Origin of the sequence: Kitasatospora sp. NPDC057500, from assembly GCF_042802195.1 — a bacterium.
Classification (GTDB): domain Bacteria; phylum Actinomycetota; class Actinomycetes; order Streptomycetales; family Streptomycetaceae; genus Kitasatospora.
In genome coordinates, this window is record NZ_JBHVER010000094.1 from 1 (window position 1) to 14752 (window position 14752).

Annotated in this window: 15 protein-coding genes; 4 read left to right on the forward strand and 11 right to left on the reverse strand. The window is 75.3% G+C overall.

Translation table 11 applies throughout. From position 1 onward, the window contains the following. Positions 1-2: 2 nt before the first annotated feature. A complete protein-coding gene (locus tag ACFU74_RS20630) occupies positions 3-887 on the reverse strand; it encodes an alpha/beta fold hydrolase (protein ID WP_380758697.1) in 885 nt (294 codons plus the stop codon). 217 nt (positions 888-1104) lie between these two features. After that, the gene (locus ACFU74_RS20635) at positions 1105-2520 is read right to left on the reverse strand and encodes an MFS transporter (RefSeq protein WP_380758700.1); all 1416 of its coding nucleotides are present in this window, start codon (positions 2518-2520) and stop codon (positions 1105-1107) included. 103 nt (positions 2521-2623) lie between these two features. Between ACFU74_RS20635 and ACFU74_RS20640 the strand changes: the two genes are divergently transcribed. Next, positions 2624-3469: a helix-turn-helix transcriptional regulator gene (locus ACFU74_RS20640; RefSeq protein ID WP_380758702.1), complete on the forward strand. Its 846-nt coding sequence runs from the start codon at positions 2624-2626 to the stop codon at positions 3467-3469. Between the two features lie 65 nt (positions 3470-3534). Here the strand turns inward: ACFU74_RS20640 and ACFU74_RS20645 are convergent, their stop codons facing one another. The 7 genes from ACFU74_RS20645 to ACFU74_RS20675 form a co-directional block, all read right to left on the reverse strand. Beyond that, positions 3535-4167 carry a copper resistance protein CopC gene (locus tag ACFU74_RS20645; protein ID WP_380758704.1) on the reverse strand — a complete coding sequence of 211 codons (633 nt, stop codon included), beginning with the start codon at positions 4165-4167 and terminating at the stop codon, positions 3535-3537. Then, complete coding sequence (locus ACFU74_RS20650) at positions 4160-4747, reverse strand: hypothetical protein (RefSeq protein WP_380758706.1); 588 nt, start codon at positions 4745-4747, stop codon at positions 4160-4162. Before ACFU74_RS20650 ends, ACFU74_RS20645 begins: the two co-directional genes overlap by 8 nt. A 130-nt stretch (positions 4748-4877) precedes the next feature. After that, on the reverse strand, positions 4878-5453 hold the full coding sequence (locus ACFU74_RS20655; protein ID WP_380758708.1) for a hypothetical protein: 576 nt from the start codon (positions 5451-5453) through the stop codon (positions 4878-4880). Further along, positions 5450-6820 (reverse strand): DUF58 domain-containing protein, encoded by a 1371-nt coding sequence (locus ACFU74_RS20660; protein ID WP_380758710.1) that lies wholly within the window; start codon positions 6818-6820, stop codon positions 5450-5452. The genes ACFU74_RS20655 and ACFU74_RS20660 overlap by 4 nt, the downstream gene beginning before the upstream one ends. Then, complete coding sequence (locus tag ACFU74_RS20665; protein WP_380758712.1) at positions 6817-7890, reverse strand: AAA family ATPase; 1074 nt, start codon at positions 7888-7890, stop codon at positions 6817-6819. Before ACFU74_RS20665 ends, ACFU74_RS20660 begins: the two co-directional genes overlap by 4 nt. 125 nt (positions 7891-8015) lie before the next feature. Continuing rightward, complete coding sequence (locus ACFU74_RS20670) at positions 8016-8549, reverse strand: hypothetical protein (RefSeq protein ID WP_380758714.1); 534 nt, start codon at positions 8547-8549, stop codon at positions 8016-8018. Next, positions 8546-9547: a DUF4129 domain-containing protein gene (locus ACFU74_RS20675; protein WP_380758716.1), complete on the reverse strand. Its 1002-nt coding sequence runs from the start codon at positions 9545-9547 to the stop codon at positions 8546-8548. The genes ACFU74_RS20670 and ACFU74_RS20675 overlap by 4 nt, the downstream gene beginning before the upstream one ends. Positions 9548-9741: 194 nt before the next feature. Between ACFU74_RS20675 and ACFU74_RS20680 the strand changes: the two genes are divergently transcribed. From ACFU74_RS20680 to ACFU74_RS20690, 3 genes are all read left to right on the forward strand, one after another. After that, the gene (locus tag ACFU74_RS20680; RefSeq protein ID WP_380758718.1) at positions 9742-10827 is read left to right on the forward strand and encodes a DNA alkylation repair protein; all 1086 of its coding nucleotides are present in this window, start codon (positions 9742-9744) and stop codon (positions 10825-10827) included. 252 nt (positions 10828-11079) lie between these two features. Beyond that, the gene (locus ACFU74_RS20685; RefSeq protein ID WP_380758720.1) at positions 11080-11814 is read left to right on the forward strand and encodes an SAM-dependent methyltransferase; all 735 of its coding nucleotides are present in this window, start codon (positions 11080-11082) and stop codon (positions 11812-11814) included. A 90-nt stretch (positions 11815-11904) separates the two neighbouring features. Next, positions 11905-12921 carry a hypothetical protein gene (locus tag ACFU74_RS20690; RefSeq protein ID WP_380758722.1) on the forward strand — a complete coding sequence of 339 codons (1017 nt, stop codon included), beginning with the start codon at positions 11905-11907 and terminating at the stop codon, positions 12919-12921. 16 nt (positions 12922-12937) lie between these two features. On the opposite strand, the gene ACFU74_RS20695 is transcribed toward ACFU74_RS20690, so the two are convergent. Next, a complete protein-coding gene (locus ACFU74_RS20695) occupies positions 12938-14029 on the reverse strand; it encodes an RCC1 domain-containing protein (RefSeq protein WP_380758724.1) in 1092 nt (363 codons plus the stop codon). A 127-nt stretch (positions 14030-14156) separates the two neighbouring features. Next, positions 14157-14627, reverse strand: coding sequence for an SsgA family sporulation/cell division regulator (locus tag ACFU74_RS20700; RefSeq protein ID WP_380758726.1), 471 nt, complete (start codon positions 14625-14627; stop codon positions 14157-14159). Between the last annotated feature and the right edge of the window lie 125 nt (positions 14628-14752).

The following is a 14752-nucleotide window of genomic DNA, read 5'->3' on the forward strand; positions in this document are numbered from 1 at the left end:
GCTCAGAGTTCCCCGGCCAGGAAGCGCAGGATGAGGCTGTTGACCTCGGCAGGTCTCTCGACGAGCCCGGCGTGGCCGACCCCCTGGACCACCTCGGCGTGCGAGCCCTCGGGCAGGCTGTCGACGATGGCCGCCAGCGTCGCGTCGGTGATCTCGAAGCTCGGGTCCTCCGAGCCGAAGAGGTTGAGCGTCGGCATGGTCGGCGGGGCGCCCCAGACGGCGGCGTGCTCCTGCACCCACTCCGGCGTGCCGAAGCGGTCGGGGGCGAAGGTCGTCCGGTAGAGGGCCAGGGCCGCCGCCAGGTTCTCCGGCCCCCGGAGGGCGTCCTTGGCGTGCTTCAGGTCCTCGGTGGCGTCGAAGCCGTCGGCGGTGAACTTCCGGTAGATCCAGTCGAGGAAGGCGAAGTCGTCCGCGGCGACGACCTCCTCGGCCGCCGCCGTCTGGAAGAACCAGAAGTGGCTCAGCGCGTCGGTGCCCCGCGGCGTCATGACCATCGGCCCGAACACCCCGAACGGCGGGACGTCGCAGAGGACGAGCTTGGACCAGCGGTCCGCCTCCTCCCCGGCCGCGCCCAACGCCGCGGGGACGCTGAAGTCGTGCCCGATCAGGACGGCGTCGCCGTCACCGCCGAGCGCCTCGTGGAGGCCGTTCACGTCGGCCACCAGGTCGGCGACCGCGAAGCCGCCGTCCGGCGGCAGCGCCGAGGGCGCGAAGCCGCGCAGGTAGGGGGCGACGGCGCGGTAGCCCGCGTCGGCGAGCGCCGGCATGAGGTACCGGTAGGTCGCCGGGGACATCGGGAAGCCGTGCGTCAGCAGGGCCAGCGGCCCGGCGCCGAGTTCCAGATAGGCGAAGTCGATGCGGTTGGCGGTGATTCTCTTGACGGCCACAGTCGGGTCCATTCCTCGCGGCGAGAAGGATATGCGCGCGGCGGCCGAATCGAATTCGTCCGACCGGCGCCGGCGGGCGGCGGAGCGAACCCCGCGGAATTTCCGCCGGGCCGCTCCGCCGATCGCTCTCCGATGATCCCGGGGATGATCCCGGTCCTCTTCTCCGTGGCTGCCGTATTCGGAAGGCAGGCCACCGGGCGCCCGGCCCGCCGCAGGCTCAGCGGCTCGCCGCCTGCTCGCCGACCTCGACCTGCGGGCCGGCGGCCGCCGCGGGCACCGCCTCGGAACGGGTGCGCAGACCCGCCCAGATGAGGGCCACCGCGACGAGCGTGATGACCACGTCGACGAGGAGCGCGAGCCGGATGCCGTCCAGCTGCACGGTGCGGGTGGCGGCGACGGCGCTCAGGATCGGGATGCCGATCGTGACCGCCACCTGCTGGCTGAGCGCGGCGAGGCCGGTCGCGAGGCCCTGCTCGGAGTCCGGCAGGCCGGAGGTCGCGGTCACGGTGTAGGCGACGATGGAGGTGACGTGTCCGAAGAAGCTGATGAACAGGGCGGGGAGCAGCACCGCCAGCATCACCCGGTCGTCGCTGAGCAGGATCAGCGGCGCGGTGGCGAGGCCCTGCACCGCCAGACCGACGCTCAGCACGTTCCGGGTGCCGAAGCGGCCGATCGCCCGGCCCGCGACGACACCGGCGGCCACGGCCGCGAGCCCGGGCACGCCGAAGATCAGACCGGTGATCAGCGGGGCGTAGTGCAGCACGTCCTGGAGGTACAGCGTCATGAGGAAGATCAGCGCGCTCTCCATCGAGAACACGACGATTCCGGCGAAGTTCCCCCACTTGACGCTGGGGCGCTTGAGGATCCGCACGGAGGCGAGCGGCGCGGGGGCGCGCAGCTCGATCGCCCAGAACACGCCGAGCAGCACCACGCCGATGGCGCCGATCAGCAGGCTCTTGTCGATGATGCCGTAGGTGAACGCGAGCAGGCCGGCCGTCACCGAGACGGCGCCGGGCACGTCGAGCCGGACCTTCTCCGGGGCCCTGCTGTCGGCGATCAGCCGCGGCGTCGCGATCAGGATCGCGACGGCCACCGGGACGTTGATCAGGAAGGCCCAGCGCCAGCTCAGCAGGCCCACCAGGGTGCCGCCGACCAGGGCGCCCACCGTGAACCCGCCGGACAGCAGCGCGCCGTTCAGGCCCAGCACCCGCTCCCGCATGGCGCCCTCGGAGAACGAGGTGATCAGCAGGGACAGGGCCGCGGGGGCGGCGATGGCGGTCGACAGGCCCTGCAGGACGCGGGCGGTCAGCAGCGGGGCCCCGCTGTCCGCGATCCCGCCGAGCACCGATGCCACGGTGAGCAGCACGATGCCCGCGAGGAAGAGCCGGCGGCGGCCGAACAGGTCGGCGATCCTGCCGAACAGGAGTGTGAAGCCCGCGGCCGGCAGTGCGTACGCCGATGCGACCCACGGCAGGTCGTCGGAGGATATCCCGACCCCGGAACCGATCTGGGGGAGCGCGACGTTGAGGATCGAGAAGTCGACGGACAGCATGAACTGCGCGCCCAGCAGGATGAACAGGGTCATCCTGAGCCGGGCGCTCATGCGGTTCCGCGAGTCGGGAAGCGTGGTCATGCGAGCAAGGGTGGGAGATCCCCCGCCCGCTAGCCAGACACCTGTCGTTCGTATCACTGGGAAGGCTAGGCTTCGCAGTGATACTTTCAGCATAATGGGACTCATGGATGAGCTCGGGAAATTCCTCAAGTCCCGCCGTGCCAGGCTCCATCCGGCCGACTGCGGACTCGGCTGCTACGGAGAGCGCCGCCGAGTGCCGGGTCTGCGCAGAGAGGAGCTCGCCCAACTGGCCGGCGTCAGCGTCTCCTACTACGCCCGACTGGAACAGGGGCTGGGACAGAACGTCTCCGACGCCGTCCTCAACTCGCTGGCCCGGGCGCTGCGCCTGGACGAAGCCGAGCACACCCACCTGGTCGCGCTCGCCCGCCCCAAGCGGTCGGCGACCGGCCGCGCGCCCCGGGTGGCCCGGCAACTCCCCGCCGGCCTGCGGAGGCTGATGGCGATGATGGGCGACGTGCCCGTCATGGTGCTCTCCCCGACGGCCGACGTGATCGCCTGGAACCCGCTGGCGCACGCGGTGTTCGGACGCCACCACGAGGTCCTGCCCAACATGACCCGGCTGATCTTCCTCGACCCGTCGACCCGGGCGCTGTTCACCAACTGGGAGGTCAAGGCCAGGTCCGTGGTCGCCCACCTGCGGATGGTGGCGGCGAGGTTCCCGACCGACGGCGGCGTGCGCGCGCTGGTCGGTGAACTGCTCGCCTCCAGCTCCGAGTTCGCCGCCCTGTGGGAGGACCACTCGGTGGCCAACTGCGACTCGTTCACCAATGTGCTGCACCACCCCCAGGTGGGCGAGCTCACGCTCTTCCAGGAGGTCCTGCGGACCGAGGAGCCCGAGCTGATGCTGGTGGCCTTCACCGTGGAGCCGAACTCCCCGTCGGAGACGGCGCTGCGGCTGCTCGGCACCCTGGCCGCGGAGCACGCGGACCGCCGGGTGACCGTCTCCTGAACGGCCGCGGGCCCGTTCCCCGCGACCGGGGGAACGGGCCTCGCGCGCCGGTCGGCGCTCGGCCGTCACCGCACGCGCGGACGCCGCAGCATCAGCACCAGGGCGCCCGGTAGCAGCAGCGCGTCCAGGCAGAGCAGCGCGATGTTGAACGGCCCCTCCACACCGTGGCCGTGGCCGTCGTCGCTGTCCGAGCCGGCCTCCGCCAGCTCCTCGGCGCCCTCGGGCAGCGGCCCGTCGCCGACGACGAACTCGGTCGTCCCGGAGACCACCCGCCCCCGGTCGAGCGCCAGCCGGTAGGTGACCCGGTACGCCCCCGGCTCGGTGATCGAGACCGGCACCGAGAGCCGGCCCCCGTCGAGCTCCGGCGTCCCGTCCGTCACCGAGGTGCCGTCCGTACCGTTCACCGCCAGCATGAGCGTGGAGGAGCGCACCGCCCCCGAGAACGTCAGGGCCACCTCGGCGGGGGCCTGCGCGACCCGGCCGCCGGCCGCCGGGCTGGCCCCGGAGAGCTTCACCTCCTCCGCCGAACTGAGCCACCCCACCGCCGCGAGCACGACGACGAGCAGGCCGAGACCGATCGCCATCGTCCGCTGGAACGCCCGCGGCGAACCCGCCCGCCCGGCGCCCCGGTCCGGAGCCCGCCCCTCGCGCGCCCCGGCCGTCCCGGGGTCCGCCACCGGGACGGCCGTCTCAGGCATGGGAGACGGCCGCCGTCCGAGGACTCTCCGAGGCGCGGCAGCCGCAGGTCATCTTCTCCAGCTCGTCCTGGGTCGGCCGCAGGTGCAGATACATGGCGATCACCATCGGGATGAATACGATGGTGTTGTAGAAGAGGTGCAACTCGACCCGGTTGATGACGAGTTGGAGGATGCTGGTGGGCGCGGAGCGGCCGAACAGGAAGTGGTGGCTCTGCGCCTGCACGAAGAGCAGCAGGTGCTCGATGTGGTGCCAGAACTGGATGCCGAGGGAGATCGTCCACCACGTCCTGCTGCGGCCGGCGAAACCGGGGCGCAGCAGGAACAGCGCGGTGAGCATGAAGAGGGCGTAGCCGTAGTGCAGCCACTCGGTGGTGACGAGCCAGGGGTAGGCGAGGCCGAGCGCACCGCCGGCCTTCTTCGCCGGCCAGCCCATTCCCCAGATCTGGTAGGCCTGCGCCAGGTGCTCGGCCCAGTGCGCGAGGACGACCACCAGGTACGCGTTCAACGCGAGCCTGTGCCGGTCGTGGTTGATGCTGTACAGGATTCGGCCGGCCGCAGTCGACTCCGCGGTCTTCGCCACTGGACCTCCCAGGACGTGGTGGGTGAGGGAGGCGCGACGCGACCGGGGACGGGCCCTTCGAGACCGCGGAGCGCCCGGACCACTGTGGCGTGGGTGCTCCGGGGGGGACTTCTTCCAGATTGCCCCAACGTCAGTTTCGCGGACGGCGGGTGTGCAGGCCGAGGCCTACGCCGACGGCGGCGGCCAGCACGCCGAGCAGGGCCACCGGACGGGACCACTCCCCCGCCCCGGTGTCGGTGAGCGCCACCGGGAGGACCAGGGCCGAGGCCGCCAGGGCGGCGAGCACGTGGACACGGTTCGGGCGGCGCCGGTCGGGGCCGAAGGCGTCGACGAGCAGCAGGTAGGCGGTCAGCAGCACGGCCACGGCGGCGCCCCGCCAGAGGCCGGGCTCGCCCGGCGCGGCGAGCAGGACGCAGCCGGCCGCCAGTGCGGTGGGGCGCCGGGGGGCCTGCCGGGCCGCCCAGGTGGTGGGCCGGCGCACCGGCTCGGGCGGCGGCGGGGCGGCCCAGGCCGCCAGGAGGAGCAGGGCGACCAGCCCGGCCGGTCCGACCGTCGCGGCGGCGCCGTCGTCGGCGCCCACCCCGGCCGAGGCCAGCAGCAGGGCTCCGCCGACGAGGCGGAGCAGCGCCCGCTCCCGCCACGGCGCGCGCAGGGCCGGGTGCGGGCCGGGCGTGACGGCGGCGGACGCCGGCGTGGGGTCCTTCATCGCGCGCCTCCTCCGATCCGGCGGCGCAGCAGCGGCGCGAGCGCGAGGTCCAGGGCCTCGCCGGGGACGTACCGGGTGACCGGGACGCCGCGCCCGCGCAGGGCGGCGCGCATCGCCTCGCGCTCGGCCCGCCAGAGCCGCAGGGCCAGGGCGCCCACCTCGTCGTCCGGTTCGACCGAGGGCTCGCCGACCGGGATCTCCACCACGACCAGCGGGTTGCCGTGGTCGCCGATCCGGCCGAGCACCTCCAGGATGCGCTGATCGGCGAGCGGCGTGAACGCGTAGACCAGGGCGTGGCCCGGCAGGGCGGGCAGCGGCAGCCGGGGCAGGACGGGGCCGCGGTGGACGCGGTCCTGACGGACCTCCAGCACGCTCTCGACCATCCGGTAGAACTGGCGGTCGCCGGTGCCGGCGGTGAGCCAGCGCAGCCGGCCGCCGACCGCGACCAGGCCGACCCGGTCGTGCCGGCGCAGGTAGGCGCGGGTCAGTCCGGCGGCGGCGCGCAGGCTCTCGTCCAGGCTGGACAGCCCGGTGGCCGGGTCGTGGACGTCGTCGAGCGTGTCGAGCAGGACGACGGCGTCGGAGGCCCGCTCGGCGGCGAACTGGTTGATCTGGAGGCCGCCCCGGCGGGTGGTGGAGGGCCAGTGGATGCGTCGCTGGCGTTCGCCGTGGACGTACGGGCGGACGCCGGTCACCTCGATGCCGGAGCCGTCGTGGCGGGTGGTGTGCTCGCCGATCCGCTCGGGCAGCCGGACCGGGACGGGGGTGAGCCGGGCCGTCCCGGGCACCGGGAAGACGTCCGCGGTGCCGAGTTCGGTGCGCAGGGTGCGGCGGGTCAGGGCGCCGGCGTCGTGCACGTCGATGTCGACGGCGCCCAGGTTCCAGCGGCCCCAGCTGTCGGCGCGCAGGGCGAGGTCGACGCCGGTGGGGCGCACGGTCAGCGCCTCCAGGGCGACGCCGGGGCCCAGCGCGACGACGGGGTCGAGCGGGCCGGTCCGCCCGTCGTGCCGGATGCCGATCCGCACGGTGATGCGCTCGCCCTCGAAGCAGCGGCGCGGCTCCACGGTGAGGGTGGTGTCCAGTTCGGTGGGACGGCCGGCGCCCGGGGCGGCGAGGGCGAGCAGCACGGCCGGGGCGGCGGCGAGGGCGAGCAGCCAGGCGTGTCCGGTGACCAGGGCGGCCGCGGCGGCGACCGTGGCGACGGTGAGCAGCCGCAGGGTCCGGTCGGCGGGCCGCCAGTGCGGGGACGGCGGGGTGGTGGGCAGTCCCTCGGCGCCGGCCCGGATGCTGCGGGCGACGATGCGGGCGGTCACCGGGTCGGCGGCGGGGGTCCCGGGCCGGGGTGCGGTGGCAGGCTCGGCGCTCACCGCGCGAGGCCCTCGTCGGACCCGCCGGGACCGGCGGGCGCGGCGGCACGCGGTACGGTCTGCGGCGCCGGGACGCCGGCGACCACCCGGGCCAGCACCTCGTCCGCGTCGATCTCGCGCACCCACAACTCCGGCTTCAGGGTGATCCGGTGGGCCAGCGCGGGGACGGCGAGCTCCTTGACGTCCTCCGGCGTCAGGTAGTCGCGGCCCTCCAGCATCGCGCGGGCCCGGGCCAGCTGCACCAGCGCGAGACCCCCGCGGGGCGAGGCGCCGACCTGGATCTCGGGATCGTTGCGGGTGGCGTCGACCAGCGCGATGACGTAGTCGACGAGGTCGTCGTCGACCTCGACGCGCTCGACCGCGGCCCGTACGGCGAGCAGTTCGGCCGGGCTGCTGACGGCGTCGAGCACCGCCTCGGGCGCGGAGCGGTCCAGCCGGGCCCGGAGCATCGCGGCCTCCAGGCCGGTGGACAGGTACCCCATCCGCACCCGGATCAGGAACCGGTCCAGCTGGGCCTCCGGCAGGGAGTAGGTGCCCTCGTACTCGATCGGGTTGGCGGTGGCGATCACCGCGAAGGGCTGCGGCAGCCGGCGGGTGGCGCCGTCGACCGAGACCTGCCCCTCGGCCATCGCCTCCAGCAGCGCGGCCTGGGTCTTCGGCGGGGTGCGGTTGATCTCGTCGGCCAGCAGCAGCTGGGTGAACAGCGGGCCGGGGCGGAACACCATCTCGCCGCTGTGCTGGTCGTAGAACGGCGCGCCGGTGACGTCGGAGGGCAGCAGGTCGGGCGTGAACTGGATCCGGCGGAAGTCCAGCCCGAGGGTGGTCGCGAACGAGCGGGCCAGCAGCGTCTTGCCGAGCCCGGGCAGGTCCTCGATCAGCACATGGCCGCCGGCGACGATGCCCAGCATCACCAGGCGCAGCGCCTCGGGCTTGCCGACGACGGCGCGCTCGATCTCCTTGAGCACCGCGCGGGCGCGGTCCCCCGCCTGCTGCGGCGTCAGCGCGCCGGTCCCGTCCGGGGCCGCGGGGTCGGCGCTCGGGTCGGCGGGGGCCTGCGGGACGGCGGTCATGGTTCTCCTGACGGGGCGTTCGGATCGGTGGCCGCGGCGGCCCGGCGACGGGCTTGCCGAGGGGATGACGCGTGACGGGGCGGCTTCGGCCGACAGGGCCGCGCCGGGCCCTGCGGCCGGGACGGCTACAGGGACTCCAGCCGGTCGACGAGGGCGTGCAGGACGTCCGGCGGGACGGTCGGGGCCGGGAGGTCGCCGGCCGGGTCGATCCACGGCCAGAGATCGGGGCCGACCAGCTCCGCCACCCGGTCCCGGTCGGCGGTGGGCGAGAGGTGGTGGGCCTCCGCGAGCCTGGCCGCGTACAGCCGTTGGAGCCGCCCGCGCAGCGGCTGGGCGTCGCCCTCCGGGGCCAGCGACTGGCGCACGGTCCACCGCCAGTCGGCGAGGCCGGGCTCGTGCGCGTCCAGCAGCCGCGGGCGGCGGCGCAGGCCGATGTCCAGGACCCCGCCGCCGGCGACGTAGCGGCCGGCGAACAGCGCGGCGACGGCGATCGCGACCGCTCCGGCGGCGACCGCCGGCAGGCCGCCGACCAGGCCGAACAGCACTTCGGCCAGCACGGCTGTGACGGACAGTTCGACCAGGCTGTGCCGGACCGAGCCGGCTCCGGTCCGCCCGTGCTCGGGCGCTTCGGCGGTGCGGTGGGCGAAGTCGGCGGTCATCGGTGGCTCCGGGACGCTGCGGCACGGTCGGTCAGGGGCCGTCCGGCCCCGTCGGCGGGCTCCGCGCCGGCCTCGGCCAGGCGGGCGGCGATGGTGTCCAGGGCGGCGCGGGCCCGGCGCACATGGCCGTCGTCCATCGGGTGGGACGAGTACCTGGCCTCCCGGAACAGCTCGGTGAGCGCGTACGCGGGGGCCCGGTCGACGCGGTCGTCCGCGACCGCCCGCTCCAGCAGCTCCGCCGGGCTGTCGCCGACCTGCCGTTCCAGCCCGGAGTCCGCCAGCGAGCCCTCCATCGCGGCGTAGCAGGCGATCACCGCGGCCCGGGCGTCGGCCCCGTGCAGCGACCGCCGGCCGGTGGCGACGGCGGCGGCGAGCGCGTCCTCGGGCTCGACCCGGCCGACCACGGGCAGCGGCTCCGGCCGTCGGCGCGAGCGGTACAGGCCCAGCAGCAGCCGGACCAGCGACACCACCAGGACGACCACGACGACCGCGGCCAACCCGTACAGCAGCAGGGCGAGCAGGCCGGCGTCCCCGGTCGGCGCGACGCCCTCCTCCGGCTCCGGGGTGGGCGTCGGGGTGGTCTCGGGCAACGGTGTGACCACCGGATCGGGCAGTTCGTTGTCGGCCTGGGTACGGCCGTGGAAGAGGAACAGCAGTACCGGCACCAGCACGGCGGCGCCGCCCAGCAGCACCACGGCGGCCTCGCGCAGTCGCTCGACCCGCGGCGTCGGCCCGACCAGGGGGCGGACCTCCTCGCGGAAGCGCGCCGCGAACCGCCCGACGATCCCCGCCCAGCCGAGGGCGATCAGCCCCACGTAGCCGATCGCGCCGACCGGCGGATCCCCCGGCGTCCCCAGCAGGCCCCCGTCCGGGCGCAGCGCGGCGGCGGCGAGCACCAGCCCGCCGGCCACCAGCAGCAGCGGCACGGCCCGGCCGGTGCGGACCGCCCCGTCCCCGCGACCGCGGCGGGGCCTTCCCGGTGGCACGTTCTCAGTCATGCGGACCCCCCGGACCCGTCCGCGCGTGCTCGGCCACGCACGGATGCGAAGCGTCGCACACCGACGGTCGCGCTGTCACCCTCCGCCCGCCCCGACCGCCGCGACGCCCCCCGAGGCACGGCGAAGTGCCGCCCGGCGCGCGAGCGCGTAACCTCCGTAGCCACCGCGCCACCGAACCCAAGGAGACCGCCGCCGTGCCCTCGGCCGCCGAGATGCTCAACCCGGACACCGTCGCCGGACTCGCCCGCTGCCTGGCCCGCACCGGCCGCGGCGTCACCACCGACGCCCTCCACCGGTGCGGCGCGGCCCTCGACGGGCTCGGCTTCAGCGAACGCGTCGCCGCGATCCGCGACGCCGTGCTCGCCGACCTCCCGTCCGGCTACCCCGAGTTCGAGCGGGTGCTGTACGAGGCCCTGCGCGACGAGGAGTTCACCGGCTGGATGACCTTCCCGGTCGGCGAGGCCGTCGCCGTGCGCGGGCTCGACGCCTTCGAACCGGCGCTCGCGCTGCTCACCGCGCTCACCCCGCGGCTGACCTCGGAGAGCGCCGTGCGCCCCTTCCTCCGCGCCGACCAGGGGCGGGCGCTCGCCGTCATGACGCGCTGGACGGCCGACCCGGACCCGCACGTCCGCCGGCTCGCCAGCGAGGGCACCCGGCCGCGGCTGCCCTGGGCTCCTCGGCTCCCCGCGCTGATCGCCGATCCGGCGCCCGCCGTGCCGCTGCTCGACGCGCTGTACCGGGATGGGTCGGAGTACGTGCGCCGCTCGGTCGCCAACCACCTCAACGACATCAGCCGCGACCACCCCGCCGTCGCCGTCGAGGCCGCCGCCCGCTGGCTCGCCGACCCGGCGCCGACCACCCTCCCGCTGGTCCGGCACGGCCTGCGCACCCTCGTCAAGGCCGGCCGCCCCGAGGCCCTCGCCCTGCTCGGCCACCGCCCCGACCTCCCGGTGACCGTCGAGGGCCCGCACGTGCGGACCGCCGAGATCAGGCTCGGCGAGGAGCTGGTCTTCGAGTACGCGGTGACCAACACCCATGACGAGCGGGCCGGCGTGGTCATCGACTACGTCGTGCACCACGTGAAGGCCAACGGCGGCCGCACGCCCAAGGTCTTCAAGCTCACCACCCGCTCGCTCGCCCCCGGCGAGACCTGGCGGGCCACCCGCCGGCACGCCGTGAAGCCGATCAGCACCCGGCGCTACCACGCGGGCGTGCACCTGCTGGAACTCCAGGTCAACGGCCGCCGCCACGGCCAGGGTTCGTTCACCCTGCACCTGTGACGGATCGTGACCCAACCTTGACCTCGCGGGCCCGCTGCGGCGCCCTCGCCGCGCCGCCCGAAGGCCCCTTCCCGGGCCCCCGCCGGGGCAGCGCCGACGGGCGGCCCCATCGGCGGAGGGCGGCGTCGAACGTCCGCCGGCCCCACCCGCCACCGCCCGTACGAGCCCTTCCACGACACCGGACCGGAGGTGATCGAACGGCCCCGGACTCCTAGGCTCGACCTGTCGATCCCCCACCGGAAGGGCCGCCCTTTGAACCGCTCCGTCCGCTCCACCGACGACGTCCTCGCCCTGCTCGACGGGCTCTTCGCCCCCGAGGCGGACCGCTGGACCGACCGCGCCGCCGACTGGTGGGACGGCTTCTACGCCGACCGCGGCTCCGGGCGCCCGTTCTTCGTCGCCGCCCCGGACGAGAACCTCGTCGCCCACCTCGACCGCGGGCTGCTCGCCCCCGGCGCCCGGGTGCTGGACCTCGGCTGCGGGGCCGGCCGCAACGCCGTCCACCTCGCCTCACGCGGCTTCGAGGTGGACGCCGTCGACCTCTCCTCCACCGCCCTCGACTGGGCCCGCGAGCGCGCCCGGGAGGCCGGCGTCGCCCCGCGGTTCCACCACGGCAACATCTTCACCGTCGAACTCCCCCTCCCCCGGTACGACCTGGTCTACGACTCCGGCTGCCTGCACCACCTGCCGCCGCACCGCAGGATCAGCTACCTCGCCCTGCTGGACCGCGTCCTGGCGCCCGGCGGGCACTTCGGCCTGACCTGCTTCGCGGCCGGCGCGATGGGCTCGGAACTGCCCGACACAGAGCTGTACCGCACCGGGCGGCTGGACGGCGGGCTCGCCTTCACCGCGGACGAACTGCGCTGGATCCTCGGCGACTTCACCGAGGTGGAGATCCGCCCGATGGTCCCGCAGGAGCCCGGCGCACCGCTGTTCGGCCTGCCCGTGCTGCTCACCGCGCTGTTCCGCAGGCCGCCCGCCGGCTGAGGCTTGCGCGGTCGCACGCCCGGGGTAGAAGAAGGGGCGGGGGTGGCCGGCCGGCCAGCGGAGCAGGGCGACGAGAGGGGACGGGACGCGATGTCCGCCGAGGAAACAGCGTGGGACGCCGCCGCCGGGCGCGGACTGGCCTTCCTGCACGGGGCGTTGGGACCCGACGGGCTGCCGTCCGCCCGGCCCGGACTCGACCCGGAGCTGCGCGCGCCGCTCACCGGCGCCGACGCCCGCCGGCGCCTGCTCGTCACCCACGGGGTGGACCTCGGGTTCGACCCGGACCACGAGGGCTTCTCCGCGATGTGGGGCCTCGCGCTGCTGCGGCCCGGCAGCGAACGGCCCGAGGAGCGCGAACTGGTGGCCGCGCTGGCCGGGCGGGCCGCCCGCCACCGCGAGCCGGGACGGCACCGCTACCGCATGTTCCCGCCCGGGCTGCCGTTCCCCGCCGACACCGACAGCACCTCGGTCGCGCTGTCCGGCCTCGCCCGGCACGGACTGCTCGCACCGGACCAGCTCGCGGAGTACGCGCGGGAGCTGCTGGACACCCGGACCGGCCCGGACGACGGCCCGATACCGGCCTACTGGGAGGACACCGACCGGACGGCCTCGCGCGGGCGCCGCTACGACGCCGTCACCGCCGCCAACGCCCTGTTCGCGCTCCATCTCCCCGGCGCGGCGAGCCGGTTGCCGCACCCGGCGGCCGAGGCGACGCTGCGGTACGTCCAGCAGCACCTGGCCGGCCCCCGCACCGGCACCCGGTACTACGCCTCCCCCGAGGCCTTCCTGCACGCGGTCGCCCGGGCGGCGACCGTCGTACCGGCCCTCGCCGCACCGGCGCGGCGCGCGGTCGAGCACATCACCACCCAGTTCGCCGACACCGCGCTCGAACTGGCGCTGCTGGCGCTCGCCGGCGAGTACACGGGCGCCGTCACGGACCTGCCCGGGCTGCGCCGGCGCCTCGTCGACGCCCAGCTCCCGGACGGCTCCTGGCCGGCCGCCGGCTACTTCCGCACCGGCAGCGTGCCGCTGTACTTCGGCTCGCCGCACCTCACCACCCTGTTCGCCGTCCGCGCGCTGCGCCCCGAGGCCGCGCCGGGGCGCTGATGGCCGACGGGCCCGCTCAGTGGGCGAGGGTGAAGTCGCCGCCGAGCGCGGCGGCGATCCGGTCCGCCCTGGTCAGGTCGGTGAGGGCGGTCACCGGGATGCTGCTGTCGGTCGTGCCGCCGTCGCCCAGTTGGCCGGAGCCGTTGCCGCCGCAGGAGCGGACCGCGCCGTCGGCCAGCAGGACGACGGTGTGCTCGCGTCCGCCCGCCGCCTGCCGCACGCCGGCCAGGCCCGGGACCGGCACCGGGGCGGTCCGGAAGGTGGTGGTGCCGTCGCCCAGCTGGCCCGAGGCGTTGCGGCCCCAGGTCCTGAGGCGGTGGTCGCCGGTGACGGCCAGGCTGTGGTGGCAGCCGGCCGCGATCCACGTGACGCCGCCGGACCAGCCGCCCCGGGTGTGGACCGGGGTGTAGCGGTTGATCGTGGTGTTGTCGCCGAGCTGGCCGGAGGCGTTGAAGCCCCAGCCCTTGACCGCGTGCCCGCCGGTCACCGCGAGGCTGTGGTTGGCGCCGGCCGCGATCCGGGTGACCGCGTCCAGGCCGGCGACCTGGACCGGGACGTTGCGGTCGGCCGAAGTCCCGTCGCCGAGCTGGCCGTTGACGTTGTGGCCCCAGGCCCACACGGTGCCGTCCTCGCGCAGCGCCAGGCTGTGGTTGAGGCCGGCGGCGATCGCGACCACCTCGTCCAGGCGCCGGACCCGGACCGGGACGCCGCTGTCGGCGTGGCAGCCGTTGCCGAGCTGCCCGTAGGAGTTCTGGCCCCAGGCGAGCACGGTGCCGTCCTCGCACAGGGCCAGGCTGTGCGTGCCGCCGGCGGCGATGTCGGTGGCGTCGCCCAGGTTGACGACCCAGTCGGGCGCGCTGTGGCCGGAGGCCGAGCCGTCGCCGAGCTGGCCCGAGCCGTTGGCGCCCCAGGAGCGCACGGTGCCGTCGGCCAGCAGCGCCAGCCCGTGCCCGGTGGCCGCGCCGGCGCCGCCGGCGGCGATCCTGACCACGTCGGCGCCGCTCAGCCCGAGCACGGTGGTGGCCTTGGTGTGCAGGGCGGCCCAGGAGCCGTCGCCGAGCTGACCGGCGCGGTTGTTGCCCCAGGCCTTGAGCCGCTTGTCCGCCACTTCTTCTCCCCACGTGTGGATGGGCGGCCGCGGTGCCGCACTCCCCTGGTGTAGCCGTACAGACACTCACAGTATTGGTTCGCCTGCGGCGCGTCGGGGACCCTCCGGACACTCGGACAGGTGAAAGTCACGGGCCCGGGGAGGCTGCGCCGCCGTCGCGCAGCCGGCGCAGCAGCCCGTCCAGGTCCAGCCGGCGCCGCTCCCGGCCGGTCGGCACGAGGCTCTCGGTACGGGCCAGGAAGACGCGGACGCGGTCGGCCGGGGCGTGCAGGTCGACGCTGCCGTCCTCGCCGGAGAGGGTGATGAGGACGGACCCGGCGCGGTCGCCGACGCCGGGACGGACCCGGACGCAGCCGACGCCCGCCCGGGCGTGCAGGCCGGCTGCGAGCAGTTCACGGGCGAAGACCCAGGTGATCGGCGTGGCGAGGTCGGTGTGGTTGTCGAGGAGGACGGCGTACGGGTCGGCGCTGCGGTAGCGCAGCCGGGCGGGGACGGAGACGGTCAGGCCGGGCCCGACGTCCACCCGGAGGTCGAGCGCGACCGCACAGCCCTCGTCGGCGGCGCGGGGCTCGGGGATACGTGGAATCTCGTACGTCATGACCGCCCCCGGGTGCGCAGAATCGTTTCTTCACAACCGCCACGGGCGGAATAGTCAGGGCTCACGGCAGGAACAACGAGCCACCCCGGCTCCGGCAACCCGCCCCGCGGGCCGGTCACCCGGGC